Genomic DNA, 19851 nt, shown 5'->3' with positions numbered 1-19851 from the left:
AAGGAGGGGTCAGATCAGTCCGTGCTCCCGCAGGTACTCCAGCTGGGCCCGTACGGAGAGTTCGGCGGCCGGCCACAGCGAGCGGTCCACGTCCGCGTAGACATGGGCGACGACCTCCGACGGGGTCCGGAGGCCGTTCTCGACGGCCGTCTCGACCTGCGCGAGGCGGCCGGCGCGGTGCGCGAGATAGAACTCCACCGCCCCTTGGGCGTCCTCCAGGACCGGCCCGTGGCCAGGCAGCACGGTGTGGACACCGTCGTCGACCGTGAGCGAGCGCAGCCGGCGCAGCGAGTCCAGATAGTCGCCGAGGCGTCCGTCGGGATGGGCCACGATCGTCGTGCCGCGCCCCAGGATCGTGTCGCCCGTCAGGACGGCGCGGTCGGCGGGCAGATGGAAGGAGAGCGAGTCGGAGGTGTGGCCGGGCGTCGGCACGACCCGCAGCTCCAGACCGCCGACCGTGACGACGTCCCCGGCGGCCAGCCCCTCGTCACCGAGTCGCAGCGCCGGGTCCAGCGCCCGCACATGAGTCCCGGTCAGCTCGGCGAACCGGCCGGCGCCCTCGGCGTGGTCCGGGTGGCCGTGCGTGAGCAGGGTGAGCGCGACGCGCTTGCCGAGCTCGGCCGCGGTCTCGACGACATGCGTCAGGTGCCCGTCGTCGAGCGGGCCGGGGTCGATGACGACGGCGAGGTCGGAGTCGGGCTCGGAGACGATCCAGGTGTTGGTGCCGTCCAGGGTCATCGCGGACGGGTTCGGCGCCAGGACGTTGACGGCGCGGGCGGTCGCGGGCCCGGAGAGGGCTCCGCCCCGGGGCTGCCCGGGCAGCGCGGCGGCGTCGGTCATCGCGCACCCCCGCGCCCCGAAGCGGGTCCCGTACCCCCGCCACCGGAAGCCGGCCCCGGGCCCTCGGCACCGGGAGCGGGCGCGTCCGGGCCCTCGGCACCGGAGGCGGGACCCGCCGCAGCCGGGCCCTCGGTCGGGATGTGCTTGGTGAACTCGTCATGGCCCGGCCAGCTCAGGATCAGCTCGTCCCCCTCCAGGCGCGCCTGCGCCAGTACGGGAGTGAGGTCCTGGCCCGCGGCCGCGGCCAGCGCCTCGGCGGCCGAGCCGAAGCGGGTGAGCCCGCGCAGGGTCGAGATCGTCGGCGGCATCATCGTCAGCTCACCCCGGTCGTAACCGGCCGCGGCCTCCGCCGGGCGGATCCAGACCGTGCGGTCGGCCTCCGTCGACGCGTTGCGGGTGCGCTGGCCGGCAGGCAGGGCGGCCACGAAGAACCAGGTGTCGTACCGCCGGGGCTCGAACTCCGGAGTGATCCAGCGCGCCCACGCGCCGAGCAGGTCCGAGCGCAGCACCAGTCCGCGCCGGTCGAGGAAGTCGGCGAAGGACAGCTCACGGGCGACCATCGCCTCCCGGTCCTTCTCCCAGTCGTCGCCGGTGGTGTCCCCGACCACGGAGTCGGCGGTCTCCCCGGCGAGCAGCACGCCCGCCTCCTCGTACGTCTCGCGCACGGCCGCGCAGACGATCGCCTGCGCCTCTTCCGTACCCGTGACGCCGAGGCGAGCGGCCCACGTCTCCAGGGAGGGCCCGGCCCAGCGCACCGGGTGTTCGTCGCGTGGATCGACACCGCCGCCGGGGTAGGCGTACGCGCCGCCCGCGAAGGCCATGGAGGCGCGGCGGCGCAGCATGTGGACGCTCGGCCCGTCCGTACCGTCGCGCAGCAGCAGGACCGTGGCGGCCCGCCTGGGTGTCGCGGGGGTGAGCTCGCCCACGGCGAGAGCGCGGATGCGGTCGGGCCATTCCGGTGGGTACCACTGACCATTCGACATGGCCGGATGGTATGCGCAACTACCCGGATGCACGAGAGCCGATTCCCCCTGGACGGGAGAACCGGCTCTCGACGAACGTACGGACGTCAGTCCTGGACGAGCTCCACCTGGACCTCGACCTCGACCGGGGCGTCGAGCGGGAGCACCGCCACACCCACGGCGCTGCGCGCGTGCACGCCCTTGTCGCCGAGGACCGCGCCCAGGAGCTCGCTGGCGCCGTTGATGACACCCGGCTGCCCGACGAAGTCGGAGGCCGAGGCGACGAAGCCGACGACCTTCACGACACGCTTGATCCGGTCGAGGTCACCGGCGACCGACTTCACGGCCGCGAGCGCGTTCAGGGCGCAGGTGGCGGCGAGCTCCTTGGCCTCCTCGGCCGTGACCTCGGCGCCGACCTTGCCGGTCAGCTGGAGCTTGCCGGCCACGATCGGGAGCTGGCCCGAGGTGTAGACGTACACACCGGACTGGACGGCCGGCTGGTACGCGGCCAGCGGCGGCACGACCTCCGGCAGGGTCAGGCCCAGCTCGGCGAGCTTCGCCTCGACGGTCCCGGTCCCGTTCCCGGCCCCGCTCATCAGGACTTCTCCCGCTTCAGGTAGGCCACGAGCTGCTCGGGGTTGTTCGGCCCGGGGACGACCTGGACGAGCTCCCACCCGTCCTCGCCCCAGGTGTCCAGAATCTGCTTCGTCGCGTGCACGAGAAGGGGCACGGTCGCGTATTCCCACTTGGTCATGGAGCCGACTGTATCCGCTGCCACAGGCAGCCTCCTGCTTAGGCGGGCGCTCCAGTGGTTAGGCTCGAAGACGTGAGCAGGCTCCAGGTCGTCAGCGGCAAGGGTGGTACCGGTAAGACGACGGTCGCCGCCGCCCTCGCGCTCGCCCTCGCGGCGGAGGGCAAGCGGACCCTCCTCGTCGAGGTCGAAGGCAGACAGGGCATCGCACAGCTCTTCGAGACGGAGGCGCTTCCGTACGAGGAGCGCAAGATCGCCGTCGGCCCCGGCGGGGGCGAGGTCTTCGCGCTGGCCATCGACGCCGAGCGCGCCCTGCTCGACTACCTCCAGATGTTCTACAAGCTGGGCAGCGCGGGCCGGGCCCTGAAGAAGCTCGGCGCGATCGACTTCGCGACGACGATCGCGCCCGGGGTCCGGGACGTGCTGCTGACGGGCAAGGCCTGCGAGGCGGTCCGCCGGCGCGAGAAGCACGGCGGCTACACCTACGACCACGTGATCATGGACGCGCCTCCGACCGGCCGGATCACCCGCTTCCTGAACGTCAACGACGAGGTGGCGGGGCTGGCCCGGATCGGCCCGATACACAATCAGGCGCAGGCCGTGATGCGGGTCCTGAAGTCCCCGGAGACTGCCGTGCATCTGGTGACCCTGCTGGAGGAGATGCCGGTCCAGGAGACCGCGGACGGCATCGCGGAGCTGCGCGCGGCCGAACTGCCGGTGGGCGGCGTCATCGTGAACATGGTCCGTCCGCACGTCCTCGACGAGGCGGCGGTACGCGCGGCCTCCGGCGACCACCGGGACGCGGTCGCGCGGACCCTCGCCGCGGCGGGCGTCCGCGGCGGTACGAAGCTGGTCGAGCCGCTCCTGGAGCAGGCGGCCGAGCACGCGCAGCGGGTGGAGCTGGAGCGCGAGCAGCGGGCGGTGCTCATGGAGCTGGGCGTACCGGCGTACGAACTGCCGTTCCTGGGGGACGGGGCGGACATCGCGGGCCTGTACCGGCTGGCGAAGGAGCTGCGGAAGCAAGGGGTGGGCGCGTGACGGGTTCGGTGGACGCCGCGGCGAACGGTCTGGACTCCGTACCCGTCCTGCACCTGGATCCGCTCATCGACGACCTGGGCACGCGGATCATCGTCTGCTGCGGCGCGGGCGGCGTCGGCAAGACCACGACCGCGGCGGCGCTCGGCGTACGGGCGGCGGAGCGGGGCCGCAGGGTCGTCGTCCTGACGATCGACCCGGCGCGGCGGCTGGCGCAGTCGATGGGGATCGACTCACTGGACAACATCCCGCGCGAGGTCGAGGGGATCAAGGGGTCCGACGGCGGGCAGCTGCACGCGATGATGCTCGACATGAAGCGGACCTTCGACGAGATCGTCGAGGCGCACGCGGATGCCGAGCGGGCCCGGGCGATCCTGGAGAACCCCTTCTACCAGTCGCTCTCGGCCGGTTTCGCCGGTACGCAGGAGTACATGGCGATGGAGAAGCTCGGGCAGTTGCGAGCCCGGGACGAGTGGGACCTGATCGTGGTCGACACCCCGCCGTCGCGCTCCGCGCTCGACTTCCTGGACGCGCCGAAGCGGCTCGGGTCGTTCCTGGACGGGAAGTTCATCAGGCTGCTGATGGCTCCCGCGAAGATGGGCGGCCGGGCGGGGATGAAGTTCCTCAACGTCGGCATGTCGATGATGACGGGGACGCTGGGGAAGCTGCTCGGGGGTCAGTTCCTCAAGGACGTACAGACCTTCGTGGCCGCGATGGACACGATGTTCGGCGGCTTCCGGACCCGGGCGGACGCGACGTACAAGCTGCTCCAGGCCCCGGGCACGGCGTTCCTCGTGGTCGCGACGCCGGAGCGGGACGCGCTGCGCGAGGCGGCGTACTTCGTGGAGCGGCTGGCCGCCGAGGAGATGCCGTTGGCCGGGCTCGTCCTCAATCGCGTCCATGGCAGTGGTGCGGCCGAACTGTCGGCCGAACGGGCTCGGGCCGCGGCGGAAAATCTTGACGAGGGACGCATTGTGGATCAGGGGGCCGGGAAGGCTGGAGTGCGAGGCTCCTGGGCCACCGCCCCTGAGTCGTCGGACACCGCGACCGCCGCCGGAACCACCAGCACGAGCACGACGAGCACGACCGTCAGCACGAGCACGACCCCGAGCAATGCCGCCGCAGGTTCTTCGCACGCCGAGGCTGCCCCCACAGCCGACGCCGACGCACCCGACATTCAGCAGTTGACCGCCGGTCTGCTCCGGCTCCATGCCGAGCGGATGCAGGTGCTCGCGCGCGAGCAGCGCACGCGCGACCGGTTCACGGCGCTCCACCCCGAGGTGGCTGTCACCGAAGTGGCCGCCCTGCCCGGCGACGTACACGATCTGGCAGGCCTTCGGGCCATCGGTGACCGGCTCACGGCCGGCCGTATGCCGTCGGCCTGAGCGGCACGGATCCCGCGCGGGGCTTCGCGTACGTGCGGTCCGCGGCTACGCGTCGCGTACGTCCGCACCCCGCGCCCCCGGAAGGCGCGTGACCGGAGCCCCGGTCACCCCACCGCCGCGTACGCCTCGTACGTCGCGTCGTCCTCGATCGCCACGGGCAGCAGGCCCGCTCCCCGCTCGTACTCCGTGCGTGCGGTCTCCAGCAGGCGCCGCCACGAGGTGACGGTCGGCCGCCGGCGCAGCAGGGCACGGCGCTCGCGCTCCGTCATGCCGCCCCACACGCCGAACTCCACGCGGTTGTCGAGCGCGTCGGCCAGGCACTCGGTCCGCACCGGACACCCGGTGCACACCGCCTTCGCCCTGTTCTGCGCCGCTCCCTGCACGAAAAGTTCATCCGGATCGGTAGTGCGGCAGGCCGCCTGCGCACTCCAGTCAGCTACCCAGCCCATACCGGCGCCGTCCTCTCCCGAATCGAGGCTCCCCCACGGCGGTAGCGGCATATTCACCGCTGCCAGTTGGTGACGTTACGGAAGGTGGGCACAGCGCAACACCCCCTTCGGGCCCAATCTTGAATGGCCCGAACGGACTATGCGTACGCGGCAGATCACCCAGGGGAGTGACCGATGGACATGCGTGTCAAAACCGGCGAACCGGTACAGTTCGCCCGGCTGCGACGGAGTCACATGGGGCGTCGAGTGACGCACGGGGCGGAATCGGGCATGACTTCCCCAGGTTCGGGGCCAAGGGAATTCCTGCCGATGTCACGCCCGGGCTGTGATGCGGAACCACACTGCTGTGACAGTTGGGAGCAGCTTAGGCCAAGGCATATACGTGTGTCCGGCGAATGGAGACGAAGGCCCCCGGCCTGCCGATGACGCGGCGCCGGCGCTCCTCGCCCCCGCGGCGCACGGGCTCCCGACCCTCGACGCGCCGTGCTCAGGCGCACCGCGCGGATGTCACGGTCTGGTACGGGAACGCTCCGAGACGCCCCCGCTCCTGCGGAACGCCGGGCACTACGGATTAGGCTGCCCCCTATGGCAAAGAAGCGCTCGGGCGGAGGTCTGACCGGGACCCAGCAGGCCGCCAAGTTCCTCGGTGTCAGCGTGCTCTCCGGAGCCGTGCTGGCGGGCATCGCCCTGCCCGCGGCCGGAGCACTGGGGCTCGCGGCGAAGGGCACGGTCGAGGGGTTCGACGAGATCCCCTCCAACCTGAAGACACCACCGCTGAGTCAGCGCACCACCATCCTCGACTCGGAGGGCGGCACTCTCGCCACCGTGTACTCGCGCGACCGGAAGGTCGTGCCGCTGGAGAAGATCTCTCCGTACATGCAGAAGGCGATCGTCGCGATCGAGGACTCGCGCTTCTACGAGCACGGGGCGATCGACCTCAAGGGCGTGCTGCGCGCGATCAACCGCAACGCCCAGTCGGGCGGCGTGTCCCAGGGCGCGTCCACGCTCACCCAGCAGTACGTGAAGAACGTCTTCGTCGAGGAGGCCGGTGACGACCCCGAGAAGGTCGCCCAGGCCACCCAGCAGACCATCGGCCGCAAGGTGCGCGAACTGAAGTACGCGATCCAGGTCGAGGAGGAGCTGGGGAAGAAGAAGATCCTCGAGAACTACCTCAACATCACCTTCTTCGGCCAGCAGGCCTACGGCATCGAGGCGGCGTCCCAGCGCTACTTCTCCAAGCCCGCCGCCGACCTCAAGGTGGAGGAGGCCGCGATGATGGCCGGCCTCGTCCAGTCGCCGAGCCGCTACGACCCGGTCAACGACCTTCAGGAAGCCACCAAGCGCCGCAACGTGGTCCTCCAGCGGATGGCCGACGTGAAGGACATCAGCCAGGCGGAGGCGGACCGGGCGAAGGCCGCGCCGATCAAGCTGAAGGTCAAGTCCCCGAAGAACGGCTGCATCACCGCCGTCGACGGCGCCGGCTTCTTCTGCGACTACGTGCGCAAGACGATCCTCAACGACCCGGTCTTCGGCAAGACGGTCGAGGAGCGGCAGAAGCTGTGGAACCTCGGCGGTCTGACCATCCGGACCACGCTCGACCCGCGTGCCCAGGAGGCGGCCAACGAGGCGGCCGTCGCGAAGATCAACGAGGACGACAAGGTCGCCGCATCGGTCGTCCAGGTCCAGCCGGGCAGCGGCAAGATCCTCTCGATGGGGCAGTCGCGCCCTTACGGCCTGGACCAGAAGCAGCACCAGACCACGCTCAACCTGGCCGTCGGCAGCAAGATGGGCGGCACGACGTACGGCTTCCAGGTCGGTTCGACGTTCAAGCCGATCACGGCGGCCGCGGCCCTGGAGAAGGGGCTGAGCCCGGCGCAGAGCTTCTCCTCCGGGTACGAGATCCAGGTGCCGGAGAACTCCTTCACGCGCTGCGACGGCAAGCCGGCGGGTTACGCCCAGTGGAAGGTCGGCAACGAGCTCAAGTCCGAGACCGGCACCTGGGACATGACGAGCGCGCTCGGCAAGTCCATCAACACCTACTTCGCCAAGCTGGAGCAGATGGCCGGCCTGTGCGAGACGGTCACGATGGCGAAGAAGGTCGGGTACGAGCGGGAGCTGGGCAAGAAGGTCAAGGAGAGCCCCTCGATCACGCTCGGCGCGATCGAGGCCACCCCGCTCGACATGGCGGCGGTCTACGCGACCTTCGCCAACCGCGGAACGTACTGCACCCCGATCGCCATCGAGTCGATCAAGACCGCCAACGGCGAGAAGCTGAAGGTGCCTCGGACCGAGTGCTCGCGGGCGATGAGCGAGCGCACGGCCGACACGGTCAACCAGATGCTGAAGGGCGTCGTCGAGGACGGCACCGGTACGAAGGCGGGTCTGAGCGACCGCGACAACGCCGGCAAGACGGGTACGACGAACGACCGCAAGGACGCCTGGTTCGTCGGGTACACCCCGAACCTGTCGACGGCCGTCTGGGTCGGTGACGACGTCGGCGAGAAGCAGTCGATGTACGACATCACCATCGGCGGCCAGTACTACGACAAGGTCTGCGGTGGCTGCCTCCCGGGCCCGATCTGGAAGATCGCGATGACCGGGGCGCTGAACGCCTCCGAGACGCCGTCCTTCGCCCCCATCTCCGTACCGCGTGGCGAGAAGCCCGAGGACAAGGAGAGGGACAGGGACAAGCCCAAGCCGGGTGACGACGAGAAGCCCGGGCGCGACAAGCCCGGCTTCCCGGAGATCACCATCCCGCCGGACCTGATCGGCGGTGGCAACGGCCGGGGCGGCAACGGCAACGGCGGTGGCAACGGTCCGTAGGGCTGCCGGCAGGACATGACGGAGGGCGCTTCCCCGGTACGGGGAGGCGCCCTCGGTCGTTCTCCGTCTTCAGCGGTCCGTACGGTCCGTACGGACTGTCGCGGACGAACCTGTGTCCGTACGGACGGTCAGCCCGCGAGGAGCTTCTTCACGACGGCCGCGACACGCCCGCCCTCGGCCCTGCCCGCGACCTTCGGGTTCACGATCTTCATGACGGCGCCCATCGCGCGCGGCCCCTCGGCCCCGGCGCCCTTGGCCTCGGCGACCGCCGCGGCGACGATCTGCTCCAGCTCGTCGTCGCCGAGCTGCTTCGGCAGGTACGCGTCGAGGATCACGCCCTCCGCCTTCTCGCGCTCGGCCGACTCGGCACGACCGCCCTGGGCGAAGGCCTCGGCGGCCTCGCGGCGCTTCTTCGCCTCCTTGGCGATCACCTTCTGCACCTCGTCGTCGGAGAGCTCGCGCTTGGTCGTGCCCGAGACCTCCTCCTTGGTGATCGCGGTGAGGGTGAGACGCAGCGTCGAGGAGCGCAGCTCGTCGCGCTCCTTGATGGCGGCGTTGAGGTCGTCCTGAAGCTTGGCCTTGAGCGTGGTCATGTCCCAAGTGTGTCAGGTGCCGAGCCCCACCCGCCCGCGCATTTCCGCTCATCGGGTCTGCGACGATGGGGGGATGCGCGCACGGTACGGGATCCCCCTGAAGATCACGGCAGGTCTCACGGCGACGGCCGCGGCCGGACTCGTCTACGCGGCGGGCTTCGAGGCCCGCTCGTTCCGGCTGCGCCGGGTGACGATCCCGGTGCTCCCGCGCGGGATGCGGGATCTGCGGGTCCTTCAGGTCTCCGACATCCACATGGTGTGCGGACAGCACAAGAAGCGGAAGTGGCTGCAGTCGCTGGCGGGTCTGCGCCCGGACTTCGTCGTCAACACCGGCGACAACCTCTCCGACACGGAGGCGGTCCCGGAGGTCCTGGACGCGCTCGGGCCGCTGATGGAGTTCCCGGGCGTGTACGTCTTCGGCTCCAACGACTACTACGGACCGCGGCTGCGCAACCCCGCCCGCTACCTCCTGGAGAAGGCCCAGGGGCGCCACGGCCTCAACGGCAACAAGCCGGTGGTGGGCGCGGTGCACAACCCGTGGGAAGGGCTGCGGGACGCCTTCGACGAGGCGGGCTGGGTGAACCTGACCAACACCCGCGGCCGGCTGAAGCTGCCCGACCTGGACGTGGCCTTCACCGGCCTGGACGACCCGCACATCAAGCGGGACCGGTACGAGCGGGTCGCCGGCGGCCCGGACCTGTCGGCGGACTTCTCGATGGCCGTGGTGCACGCCCCGTACCTGCGGACGCTCGACGCGTTCACGGCGGACGACTACGGGCTGATCCTGGCGGGCCACACGCACGGCGGCCAGCTGTGCGTCCCCTTCTACGGCGCGCTGGTGACCAACTGCGACCTGGACACGGACCGGGTGAAGGGCCTCTCCACCCACACGGTCGAAGGCCGGACCTCGTTCCTGCACGTCTCGGCGGGCTGCGGCACGAACCGCTTCACCCCGGTCCGCTTCGCCTGCCCCCCGGAGGCGACCCTGCTGACCCTGACCGCCCGCGACTGACGCCCCGGGGACCCCGTCCGACCTGCGGCGAGGGGCCGCGAAAACCGGATTTCGTCTCAGGGCGCGGGTGGGCTAAAGTAATCGATGTCGCCGCGACGTGAAGAACAGAGCAGTGACATCGGGGTGTAGCGCAGCTTGGCAGCGCGCTTCGTTCGGGACGAAGAGGTCGTGGGTTCAAATCCCGCCACCCCGACAGCTGAAACACCAGGTCAGGGGCCTGATCCGCGAGAGCGGGTCAGGCCCCTGAGTGGTTTCCGGGGGCTTGCGGGCCTGACTGCCGCACGAGGCATGTACGTGTCCGGTGTCCGTACTTTCGTCGGGGCCGGCGGTGGCCGTGGGGACAGGGCGCGTGTGGGAAGTCGATCAAGCGGCTCTACCCTGATAGCCGCATCGGGTGCCGGACGGCGGAGTACGGCGACGCGTGCTTCCTCTCAGGTTGTCGACCGTCGAAAGGCTGGGTCTCAGGTGCTGGTCGCGGACCGATATCGGCTCCACATGTGTGTCGGACGTGGCGGCATGGGCGAGGTGTGGCAGGCCACCGACGAGGTGCTCGGGCGGTCCGTCGCGGTCAAGTTGATGCTGGGCCACGAGACCGATCCCTCCGCGGCCGACCGGTTCCGGCTGGAGGCGCAGACCGCCGCGCGGCTGAGCCATCCGCATGTCGTCGGAGTCTTCGACTTCGGTACGTGGGACGGAAAGCTGTTCCTCGTCATGGAGTTGGTCGAGGGATCGAGCCTCGCCCCCGACCCCGGGGCGCCGCCCCTGGTGCTGCCGGCGGAGCGCGTTGCCGTCGTGGCCGCCCACGCAGCCGCCGGGCTCGCCGCCGCGCACCGGGAGGGTGTGGTGCACCGGGACATCAAGCCCGGGAACCTGCTGCTCGACGGCGACGGGACCGTGAAGCTCGCGGACTTCGGGATCGCCCGGTTCGTCGACGACCCGTCCGCCGCGCTCACGACCACGGGCCAGATCGTCGGTACGGGCCTCTATCTCGCCCCCGAGCGGGCCCTCGGGCGGCCCGCGTCGCCCGCGTCCGACGTGTACTCGCTCGGCTGCGTGCTGTACCAACTGCTCACCGGACGGCCCCCGTTCCAGGGAGACACCGCCACGTCCCTGCTGTACCAGCACATCGACACGCCGCCCGCGCCGCCCCGGCAGCTCGGTGTGGGACTGCCCGCCGCGTTCGAGGCGTACCTCCTCACGCTGCTGGCGAAGGAACCGGAGCAGAGACCCCCGGCCCAGGCGATCGCCGACTGGTTCACCTCGGGCGCGTGGCGCGAGCACCCGCAGCCCCCGCACCGGCCCGTACCCCGCGCGGCGCCCCCGCACCGGTCCCAGCCGAGGTCTCAGCCCAGGCCCCAGCCGCGATCGCAGCCGCGATCGCAGCCGCGGTCCCCTCAGCCCCGGCCACGGGCCGCCGCACCCCGCCGGCAGGCGCGCCGCGGCGAGAGCGGCCTCGCGGCCCTCTCCCGGCGGCGTCCCAGGAAGACCGCCGCCGTCGCGGGCGGCATAGCCTTCGTCGTCTTCCTGCTGATCGGCATGGCCTGGCTGTCGTGAGCCGACCGCGGCGCGGAGGCTCCACGGACGCGCCGTGACCCGAACGGGGTCCCCCGGGTGGCCCTGTGTCTCCCGGTCCGGTCCCCTGGTGACATGCACCCCCTTCGGACAGTCGCCGAGGCGGCGGCCACCGTTCCCCCCGAAGTCGTCTCCGACTCCGGCCCGTCCGCGCTGGCTCTGGGCCTCGGCGGCGCCGCCGTCGCGGGCGCCGTCGTCACCGCCGTCGTCCGCAGCCGGCTGTCGAAGACGCTCGGCGGATCGCCCACGCGGGCACCCCGGGCAGGATCGGCACCGGACAGCACCCAAGGCTGATCCGCCGGACCGGACGGAGCGTCAGAGCCGTTCGGCAGGCGCGGGGTTGTGGTTCACCGTCGTACGTTCCGCACCCGGGACCGCCGTTCTCCGGGAATCCGCGGACAATGACGGGTATGGAGTCCGCCGTGTTCGTGACGCTGCCCGGGCTGGTCATCCTGCTGACCGTCGTCGCCTTCGCCGACCAGATCCTGCGCGCGACCGGGCGCGGCCGGCGCACCGGCCAGGTGTCGTCGACCGGGTTCGAGCAGCTCCACGCCACCTTCTCGCAGGGCAAGCAGAACGAGCTCAAGGAGCGCCAGAGCGCCCTCGTCCTGCGGGACGACGAGGAGGACGGCGCCCCTCCGCACCGCTCGACGGTGGATCTGGCGGGCGGTCGCGCGGTGATCCGTGTCGACGGGGTCCGCGGCCGATAGCGCCCGAAGTTATCCACAGGCTGCGGACGAGGCGAACGGATTGTCGGCGGATCGGAGCATGATGGGGGCCATGACCGAGAGCAACCAGATCACAGGCACCTCCGACGTCCCCGCGTGGGAGCAGCGGTTCAGGGCCGCGCGCGTGTCCCTTCCCGAGTGGGCCGAGGAGGCGCCCGACCGTTCGCTGTTCGTCTCCAACGCGACGGGGACGTACGAGCTGTACGCCTGGGACCGGGGGAGCGGTGCGCAGCGGCAGGTCACGGACCGGCCGAACGGGACGACGGACGGCACGCTGTCCCCGGACGGCCGGTGGATCTGGTGGTTCTCGGACAAGGACGGGGACGAGTTCGGGGTGTGGATGCGCCAGCCCTTCGGCGGCGGCGCGGACGAGCCCGCCGTGCCCGGGCTCGCGGCCTCGTATCCGGCGGGGCTCGCGATCGGCCGGGAGGGCACGGTGGTCGTCGGCCGCTCGACGGACGAGGAGGGCTCGACGATCCATCTCGTACGGGACGGGGCGGCGCCCGTCGAGATCTACCGGCACCGGGAGTCGGCCGGGGTGGGCGACCTCTCGCACGACGGCTCGCTGATCGCGATCGAGCACACCGAGCACGGCGACGCCATGCACTCGGCCCTGCGGGTCCTGCGCTCCGAGGACTCCTCGGTGGTGGCAGAGCTGGACGACTCGAAGGGCGGCACGAAGGAGCTGGGCCTCGCGGTCCTGGGCTTCGCGCCGGTGGACGGGGACACCCGGCTGCTCGTCGGGCACCAGCGGCGGGGCCGCTGGGAGCCGCTGCTGTGGGACGTGGCGACGGGCCGGGAGACCGATCTCCGGCTGGAGCTTCCGGGCGACGTCTCGGCGGAGTGGTACGCGGACGGCACGGGCCTGCTGATCGTGCACAGCTTCGAGGCACGCAGTGAGCTGTGGCGGTACGACATCGCGACGGGCGCGCTGGTTCGGGTCGAGACCCCTGCCGGGTCCGTGTCGGAGGCCACGACCCGCCCCGACGGCAGCGTGGAGTTCCTGTGGTCGTCGGCCGCCGAGCCGCCGCAGGTGCGCTCGACGGACGGCAGGGTCGTCCTCGACCCGCCCGGCCTGCGGGCGCCCGGGTCGGTGCCGGTGGAGGACGTCTGGGTGGAGGGCCCCGGCGGCCGTATCCACGCCCTGGTCCAGCGGCCGGCGGAGGGCGAGGGGCCCTTCCCGACGATCTTCGAGGTGCACGGCGGGCCGGCCTGGCACGACAGTGACGCCTTCGCCTCGGGCCCGGCGGCCTGGCTCGACCACGGTTACGCGGTGGTCCGGGTCAACTACCGGGGTTCGACCGGGTACGGCCGGGAGTGGACGGACGCGCTCAAGCACCGGGTCGGCCTGATCGAGCTGGAGGACATCGCCGCGGTCCGTGAGTGGGCGGTCGCCTCGGGTCTCGCCGACCCGGCCAAGCTGGTCCTGTCCGGTGGCTCGTGGGGCGGCTATCTGACGCTGCTCGGGCTCGGCACGCAGCCGGACGCCTGGTCCGTCGGGCTCGCCGCCGTCCCGGTCGCGGACTACGTGACGGCGTACGAGGACGAGATGGAGGCCCTGAAGGCACTGGACCGGACGCTCTTCGGCGGCTCGCCGGAGGAGGTGCCGGACCGGTTCGAGGCCTCGTCCCCGCTGACGTACGTCGACCGGGTCACGGCCCCGGTGTACATCTCGGCGGGCGTCAACGACCCGCGCTGCCCGATCCGCCAGGTCGACAACTACGTGGACCGGCTGGGCGCGCGGGGCGCGGTCCACGAGGTGTACCGGTACGACGCGGGGCACGGCTCCCTGGTGGTGGAGGAGCGGATCAAGCAGGTCCGCCTGGAGCTCGCCTTCGCCGCGCGTCACCTGGGGACCCGGCCGGTCGGGGGGTGAGGCGGCTGCGTACCGTGGAGGGGTGTACCGGTTCCTGAAAACGCCCCGCTGGTGGGGGATCAACGTCTTCGTCCTGCTGGCGATCCCGTTCTGCCTCTTCATGGGGACCTGGCAGATGGGCAAGTTCGAGGACCGCGTCGACTCCCACCGGGAGGCGGAGCAGGCCCCGGACCCGGCCACGCTGAAGACCGAGCCGCTGGACGCGCTGCTGCCGGTGGACAAGGAGACCTCGGGCCGGCCCGCGGAGGCGAGCGGGCGGTACGGGGAGCAGTTCCTGGTGCCGGGCCGTGAGCTGGAGGGCCGTACCGGCGCGTACGTCCTGACGCTGCTGAAGACGGACGACGGCAAGTCGCTCCCGGTCGTACGGGGCTGGCTGCCGGCCGGCGCGAAGGCGCCGGCCCCGCCGCCGGGCCAGGTCACCGTGGTGGGCGCCCTCCAGGCGTCCGAGAACACGGGCACGAAGGGCGTCCACGCGGCCGGCGGCCTCCCGGAGGGCCAGCTCGGCATGATCAGCGCGGGGTCGCTGGTCAACCTGGTCCCCGACGAGATGTACGACGCGTGGATCACGCTCACGGACTCCCCCGCCGGACTGACGCCGGTCCCGGCGGCGGCCGCGGCGGGCACGTCGCTGGACCTGAAGGCGTTCCAGAACCTCGGCTACACGGCGGAGTGGTTCGTCTTCGCGGGCTTCGTCGTCTTCATGTGGTTCCGCCTCCTGCGCCGCGAGGTGGAGGCACACCGCGACGCGGCGCTGGGGCTGTAGGGGCCTCGGCCAGGCCGAGTCCGGTCAGCGGCCTCGCCTGCGCCGTGGCATGAGCCTGCGCCGTGGCCTGGGCCTGGCCCCTGCGTCGGCCTGCGCCGCGCCCCTGCGCGCGGACCTCGCGGGGTTCGCGCGGGGCCGGGGCGGCCCCTGAGGTCCGGCCCCCGCCCGCCCGTGCCTCCGGAGGGGCGCTAGGACGCGTCCAGCACGCCCGTGCGGTAGATGGTGCCCGCGCATGCGTTGGGGATCGTCGTGGCCGCCTGAGGGCCACCGGGCTCGGCCGTGTGGCTGACCGCGATGCTCCCGTCGGCGGGCGTACCGTCCAGGACGAACTGAGGGGCCGTGCCCTCGACCGTCTCACCGTTGCCGGTCGAGCCCGAGGCTCCTGAGGTCGCGCCCTCGCCGTCCTTCGTCGGACTCGGGGTCGGGTCCACGCTCGGCGACGGGTCCACACTCGGGGTCGGCTCGGGGTCCGGGGGCGTGCCGGTGGTCGGGCACGTCTCCGCGGGGACCCAGGCGAACTTCACCTCGTACGCGCTGTCCGGCCGCAGGAGCAGGATCGACGACTCCTGCGAGGGGTCGGGCAATCCGCTCGCCGCGTCCCCGGGGGTGTGCGCGACGACCGAGATCTTGGCCGGGTCCGCCGCCCCGAGGGCCTGGAAGCCGACGCTGCCGTCGCCGCTCACCACGCACTCCTTGCCGGAGACGTTGGCGACACGGAACGTGCCGTAGACCTTGCCCTCGGCGTCCGGCCCACCCGCCTGCACCGAGCTGATGGCCAGCTGCGCGGCGTCGCACGCCGGCGAGGAGCCGGACGGAGACTTCGAGCCGCCCCCGGTCTCGTTCGTGGAGTCCTCGGAGGTTCCGCCCTCGGCGCCCTGACTCGGCGTGGCCGTACCGGGCGGCGTGCCGCCGCCGTTCCCGCCGGTCTCGACACCGGTCTCGGAGCCCGTGCCGCCCTGCGCCTGTTCGCCGTGGCCGGCGTTCACGGCCTGGTCGGCGGTGATGCCACCGGACCCGGCGACGTGGACGAAGGCGGGGACGGCGGTGCCGAGCAGCACGGCGGCCGCGGCGAAGCCGACGACGGCCTGGCGCTTGCGGGTGCGTCGCGCGGGTACGGCACGGCGCAGGTGGTCGAGGGCCCCGTCGGTGGGCTGGAGGTCGGCCACGGCGCCGTGCAGCAGCCGCCGCAGCGCCAGTTCGTCGCCTTCGAAGAGGTCGTCGTGGGCGTCGGCCCGCTCGTTGTCCGGCCCGTCGTTCACAATCCCGTGTCCCATGTCGTCGCGGTCACCGTCGGGCAGCCCACTCGTACCGCCGCTGTTCGCATCGCCGGAACCCGTACCGCCGGAACCCGTGCCGTCTCGCCTCGTGTCGTCGGAGCTCATGCCGTCGCCTCCATAGCGACGCGCAGCGCCGCGATGCCACGCGAGCCGTACGCCTTCACCGACCCCAGGGATATGCCGAGCGTCTCGGCCACCTGAGCCTCCGTCATGTCCGCGAAGTATCGCAGGACCAGGACCTCGCGCTGACGCCGCTGCAGCCCTCGCATCGCCTTGATGAGCGCGTCCCGCTCCAGCTGGTCGTACGCGCCCTCCTCCGCGCTCGCCATGTCCGGCATCGGCTTCGACAGCAGCTTGAGGCCGAGGATGCGGCGGCGCAGCGCGGAGCGCGAGAGGTTGACGACGGTCTGGCGCAGATAGGCCAGTGTCTTCTCCGGGTCCCGCACCCGTTTGCGCGCGGAGTGGACGCGGATGAACGCCTCCTGGACCACGTCCTCGCAGGAGGCCGTGTCGTCGAGGAGCAGCGCGGCGAGACCGAGCAGCGAGCGGTAGTGCGCTCGGTAGGTCTCGGTCAGATGATCGACGGAGGTGCCCGCGGACACGATGCCTTCAGTGCTCTCGCGGGGCGAGGGGATGCCGGACACTCCGGTGGTCCTGGTCCCTGCGGGCATGGGGGCGATCACCGGCATGCCGCCGGCCGGACGCGGTCGCCTGAGCGGGCGCACCACGGAGCCCGCGGTGCCGCGCCCGGGAACGGTGAGCGCCCCTCGCGCGGGGACCACTGCCGTGCCGCGGAGCGGGACGACGGCTGCGATGTCGAGTACCTCTGCCACGCCTGTTGGACACGCTTCCCCCCGTCAGGGTTGTACGCGTACGCCACCGTTTTTGACGGTGCACCAATGACCCTCATGCGTACCCGTTCTTCCCCAATGCCCCGTTTTCGCAGCACGTTTTGCGACACACCACATGGGTGCGCACAGAGACGCCTCCCACCCAACTACCGGTTGCGGTAAGGGGTGAAGAGCATCGTCGGACATGCCGTCACCCCAGTTCAAGGGGCATCTGACGCCGATTTGCTCACAGGGCGTTCACAGATCCTACAAAGTCGAACGATCAGTCGTCGTCGATTTCCGGACGCACGGGGCGAATGATCGACTCCGCAATCTGTACGGCGTTCAGCGCGGCGCCCTTGCGGAGGTTGTCTCCGCACACGAAGAACTCCAGCGCACGCTCGTCGTCCATCGACCGGCGCACGCGCCCCACCCAGACGGGGTCCGTGCCCACGACGTCGGCGGGCGTGGGGAAGTCGCCCGCCGCCGGATCGTCGAAGAGCACCACACCCGGCGAGGTCGCCAGGATCTCGTGCGCCCGCCCGACGCTCACCGGCCGCTCGAAACGCGCGTGCACGGAGACCGAGTGCGCGGTCACCACCGGGACACGGACGCAGGTGGCGGCGACGGGCAGCCCGGGAAGGTCGAGGATCTTGCGGGTCTCCTCGCGCAGCCGCAGCTCCTCGGAGGACCAGCCGTCCTCCCGCAGCTCCCCCGACCAGGGCAGCACATTGAGCGCGACCGGCCCGTGGAACGGCCCGGTGTCGTCGCCGACGGCCCGCCGTACGTCACCGGGGTGCGTGCCGAGCTCGGTCCCGGCCACCATCGAGAGCTGCTCGCGCAGGGCGGCGACACCCGCCTGCCCGGCCCCGCTCGCGGCCTGCTGGGCGGTCACCACCAGCTCACCGACCCCGAACTCGGCGTGCAGCGCGCCCACGGCGACGATCAGCGCCAGCGTGGAGCAGCCGGGGCTCGCGACGATGCCCCGGGGCCGTACCCGTACGGCGTGCGGATTGATCTCGGGGACCACCAGCGGTACGTCCGGATCGGCCCGGAACGCCGCCGAGGTGTCCACGACCACCGCGCCCTTGGCGGCGGCGATGGGCGCCCAGCGCGCCGCGATGTCCTCGGGCACCAGGAAGAGGGCGAGGTCGACGCCCTCGAGCGCTTCCTCGCTCAGCGCGAGGACCTCGGTCTCCTCGCCGCGCACGGCCAGCTTGCGGCCGGCCGAGCGCGGCGAGGCGACGAGTCGGATCTCGCCCCAGACGTCCGCGTGCTGCGTGAGCATCTGGAGCATGACCGCACCGACGGCTCCGGTCGCACCGACGACCGCGAGCGTCGGCTTTGGGGTCATCGTCCGGTGCCTCCGTAGACGACGGCCTCGTCGGAGTCGCTGTCGAGCCCGAAGGCGCTGTGCACGGCGCGCACGGCCTCGTTGACGTCGTCGGCGCGGGTGACGACGGAGATGCGGATCTCGGAGGTCGAGATCAGCTCGATGTTCACACCGGCGTCGGACAGCGCCCGGAAGAAGTCGGCGGTGACGCCGGGGTTCGTCTTCATACCGGCGCCGACCAGGGAGATCTTGCCGATCTGGTCGTCGTAGCGCAGCGAGTCGAAGCCGATCGCGCCCTTCGCCTTCTCCAGGGCGTCGATGGCCTTGCGGCCCTCGGCCTTGGGGAGGGTGAAGGAGATGTCCGTCAGGCCCGTGGAGGCCGCGGACACGTTCTGCACGATCATGTCGATGTTGATCTCGGCGTCCGCGACGGCCCGGAAGATGGCCGCGGCCTCGCCCGGCTTGTCCGGCACCCCGACGACGGTGATCTTCGCCTCGGACGTGTCGTGGGCGACGCCCGAGATGATGGCCTGCTCCACCTTGCGGTCCCCTTGCGGCTCGTTGCTGACCCAGGTGCCCTGCAGCCCCGAGAAGGACGAGCGGACGTGGATCGGGATGTTGTAACGGCGTGCGTACTCGACGCACCGGTGCAGCAGCACCTTGGAGCCGGAGGCGGCGAGCTCCAGCATGTCCTCGAAGGAGATCCAGTCGATCTTCTTCGCCTTCTTCACCACGCGCGGGTCGGCCGTGAAGACGCCGTCGACGTCGGTGTAGATCTCACAGACCTCGGCGTCGAGCGCGGCGGCGAGGGCGACGGCGGTCGTGTCCGAGCCGCCGCGGCCGAGCGTGGTGATGTCCTTCTTGTCCTGGGACACACCCTGGAAGCCGGCGACGATGGCGATGTTGCCCTCGTCGAGGGCGGTGCGGATCCGGCCCGGCGTGACATCGATGATGCGCGCTTTGTTGTGGACCGAGTCGGTGATGACACCCGCCTGGCTGCCCGTGAACGACTGGGCCTCGTGGCCCAGGTTTTTGATCGCCATGGCCAGCAGGGCCATGGAGATCCGCTCTCCGGCGGTCAGCAGCATGTCGAACTCACGCCCGGCAGGGATCGGGGATACCTGCTCGGCGAGATCGATCAACTCGTCCGTCGTGTCGCCCATCGCGGAAACCACGACGACCACCTGGTGGCCGTTCTTCTTGGCGTCCACGATCCGCTTGGCGACGCGCTTGATGCCTTCGGCATCGGCAACGGAGGAGCCTCCGTACTTCTGCACGACAAGGCCCACGTGCGCTCCTCGGTCAGTCTCTGCCGCAGTCATTACTGCGGTCGGCTCAGTTTAACGAGCGGTCCGGAATCGCCGACCGTATATCGCATCCTGAGATGTCCCGCTCAGTCAGTGATCACGCCCGAAGCTTCCGGACCGCCCGGTGGGTGTGCCTGCCCGGGAGCGCCGGGTGCACTCGGAAGTGGGCCGAGATGTGCGCGGGCTCACATGTCGGACGCGGCGACAGGACGCCCTGAGGAGGCCGGGCAGAGGGGCCCGGAGGAGGCCGGGTCGAGGAGGAGCACCACGATGCCGACCGCGCGGATCCCGGCGCCCGTTTACTGCGGCGCCGGC

General features: G+C 71.3%; 19 protein-coding genes and 1 tRNA gene. 10 read left to right on the top strand and 10 right to left on the bottom strand.

Features of this window, described 5'->3' with window-relative positions; translation table 11 throughout:
• Nucleotides 1–9: 9 nt before the first annotated feature.
• The 4 genes from ACZ3OF_RS29160 to ACZ3OF_RS29145 form a co-directional block, all read right to left on the bottom strand.
• Nucleotides 10–840, bottom strand: coding sequence for an MBL fold metallo-hydrolase (locus ACZ3OF_RS29160; RefSeq protein WP_361677124.1), 831 nt, complete (start codon nucleotides 838–840; stop codon nucleotides 10–12).
• Nucleotides 837–1823 (bottom strand): NUDIX hydrolase, encoded by a 987-nt coding sequence (locus ACZ3OF_RS29155; RefSeq protein WP_467307729.1) that lies wholly within the window; start codon nucleotides 1821–1823, stop codon nucleotides 837–839. The genes ACZ3OF_RS29160 and ACZ3OF_RS29155 overlap by 4 nt, the downstream gene beginning before the upstream one ends.
• A gap of 86 nt (nucleotides 1824–1909) precedes the next feature.
• The gene (locus ACZ3OF_RS29150) at nucleotides 1910–2398 is read right to left on the bottom strand and encodes a RidA family protein (protein WP_361677129.1); all 489 of its coding nucleotides are present in this window, start codon (nucleotides 2396–2398) and stop codon (nucleotides 1910–1912) included.
• Nucleotides 2398–2556, bottom strand: a complete 159-nt coding sequence (locus ACZ3OF_RS29145; protein WP_017947820.1) for a DUF4177 domain-containing protein — start codon at nucleotides 2554–2556, stop codon at nucleotides 2398–2400. The genes ACZ3OF_RS29150 and ACZ3OF_RS29145 overlap by 1 nt, the downstream gene beginning before the upstream one ends.
• Nucleotides 2557–2628: 72 nt before the next feature.
• Here ACZ3OF_RS29145 and bagA point away from each other — a divergent pair, with 72 nt between their 5' ends.
• Nucleotides 2629–3591, top strand: a complete 963-nt coding sequence (gene bagA, locus ACZ3OF_RS29140) for an ATPase BagA (RefSeq protein ID WP_361677132.1) — start codon at nucleotides 2629–2631, stop codon at nucleotides 3589–3591.
• Entirely contained in the window at nucleotides 3588–4973 is a 1386-nt protein-coding gene (gene bagB / locus ACZ3OF_RS29135) for an ATPase BagB (RefSeq protein ID WP_361677135.1), read from the top strand. The genes bagA and bagB overlap by 4 nt, the downstream gene beginning before the upstream one ends.
• Nucleotides 4974–5077: 104 nt before the next feature.
• On the opposite strand, the gene ACZ3OF_RS29130 is transcribed toward bagB, so the two are convergent.
• Nucleotides 5078–5422 carry a WhiB family transcriptional regulator gene (locus tag ACZ3OF_RS29130; RefSeq protein ID WP_015034550.1) on the bottom strand — a complete coding sequence of 115 codons (345 nt, stop codon included), beginning with the start codon at nucleotides 5420–5422 and terminating at the stop codon, nucleotides 5078–5080.
• A gap of 585 nt (nucleotides 5423–6007) precedes the next feature.
• Here ACZ3OF_RS29130 and ACZ3OF_RS29125 point away from each other — a divergent pair.
• Nucleotides 6008–8245, top strand: a complete 2238-nt coding sequence (locus ACZ3OF_RS29125) for a transglycosylase domain-containing protein (RefSeq protein ID WP_361677138.1) — start codon at nucleotides 6008–6010, stop codon at nucleotides 8243–8245.
• A gap of 128 nt (nucleotides 8246–8373) precedes the next feature.
• On the opposite strand, the gene ACZ3OF_RS29120 is transcribed toward ACZ3OF_RS29125, so the two are convergent.
• Nucleotides 8374–8838, bottom strand: a complete 465-nt coding sequence (locus ACZ3OF_RS29120) for a GatB/YqeY domain-containing protein (protein ID WP_361677140.1) — start codon at nucleotides 8836–8838, stop codon at nucleotides 8374–8376.
• A 73-nt stretch (nucleotides 8839–8911) separates the two neighbouring features.
• Between ACZ3OF_RS29120 and ACZ3OF_RS29115 the strand changes: the two genes are divergently transcribed.
• The 7 genes from ACZ3OF_RS29115 (at nucleotide 8912) to ACZ3OF_RS29085 (ending at nucleotide 14789) form a co-directional block, all read left to right on the top strand.
• Complete coding sequence (locus ACZ3OF_RS29115; protein ID WP_467307724.1) at nucleotides 8912–9850, top strand: metallophosphoesterase; 939 nt, start codon at nucleotides 8912–8914, stop codon at nucleotides 9848–9850.
• A 119-nt stretch (nucleotides 9851–9969) separates the two neighbouring features.
• A tRNA-Pro gene (locus tag ACZ3OF_RS29110) sits at nucleotides 9970–10043 on the top strand.
• Between the two features lie 272 nt (nucleotides 10044–10315).
• Entirely contained in the window at nucleotides 10316–11404 is a 1089-nt protein-coding gene (locus ACZ3OF_RS29105) for a serine/threonine-protein kinase (RefSeq protein ID WP_361677146.1), read from the top strand.
• Nucleotides 11405–11497: 93 nt separating this feature from the next.
• The gene (locus ACZ3OF_RS29100; protein ID WP_361677149.1) at nucleotides 11498–11716 is read left to right on the top strand and encodes a hypothetical protein; all 219 of its coding nucleotides are present in this window, start codon (nucleotides 11498–11500) and stop codon (nucleotides 11714–11716) included.
• A gap of 116 nt (nucleotides 11717–11832) precedes the next feature.
• Nucleotides 11833–12132: a DUF6191 domain-containing protein gene (locus ACZ3OF_RS29095; protein WP_467307721.1), complete on the top strand. Its 300-nt coding sequence runs from the start codon at nucleotides 11833–11835 to the stop codon at nucleotides 12130–12132.
• A gap of 70 nt (nucleotides 12133–12202) precedes the next feature.
• Nucleotides 12203–14026 carry a S9 family peptidase gene (locus ACZ3OF_RS29090; protein WP_467307718.1) on the top strand — a complete coding sequence of 608 codons (1824 nt, stop codon included), beginning with the start codon at nucleotides 12203–12205 and terminating at the stop codon, nucleotides 14024–14026.
• Nucleotides 14027–14048: 22 nt separating this feature from the next.
• The gene (locus ACZ3OF_RS29085) at nucleotides 14049–14789 is read left to right on the top strand and encodes an SURF1 family protein (protein ID WP_467307716.1); all 741 of its coding nucleotides are present in this window, start codon (nucleotides 14049–14051) and stop codon (nucleotides 14787–14789) included.
• Nucleotides 14790–14977: 188 nt separating this feature from the next.
• On the opposite strand, the gene ACZ3OF_RS29080 is transcribed toward ACZ3OF_RS29085, so the two are convergent.
• From ACZ3OF_RS29080 to ACZ3OF_RS29065, 4 genes are all read right to left on the bottom strand, one after another.
• Nucleotides 14978–16171 carry a hypothetical protein gene (locus tag ACZ3OF_RS29080; protein ID WP_467307714.1) on the bottom strand — a complete coding sequence of 398 codons (1194 nt, stop codon included), beginning with the start codon at nucleotides 16169–16171 and terminating at the stop codon, nucleotides 14978–14980.
• Nucleotides 16168–16899, bottom strand: a complete 732-nt coding sequence (locus tag ACZ3OF_RS29075) for a SigE family RNA polymerase sigma factor (protein ID WP_361677161.1) — start codon at nucleotides 16897–16899, stop codon at nucleotides 16168–16170. The genes ACZ3OF_RS29080 and ACZ3OF_RS29075 overlap by 4 nt, the downstream gene beginning before the upstream one ends.
• A gap of 280 nt (nucleotides 16900–17179) precedes the next feature.
• On the bottom strand, nucleotides 17180–18250 hold the full coding sequence (locus ACZ3OF_RS29070) for an aspartate-semialdehyde dehydrogenase (protein ID WP_361677164.1): 1071 nt from the start codon (nucleotides 18248–18250) through the stop codon (nucleotides 17180–17182).
• Entirely contained in the window at nucleotides 18247–19518 is a 1272-nt protein-coding gene (locus ACZ3OF_RS29065; protein ID WP_260228236.1) for an aspartate kinase, read from the bottom strand. Before ACZ3OF_RS29065 ends, ACZ3OF_RS29070 begins: the two co-directional genes overlap by 4 nt.
• Nucleotides 19519–19851 lie beyond the last annotated feature (333 nt).

The sequence above is a fragment of the Streptomyces sp. NPDC022552 genome (genome assembly GCF_055561875.1).
The sequence above is the reverse complement of the archived record's forward strand: the minus strand, read 5'-3'. Positions and strand labels throughout refer to the sequence as shown.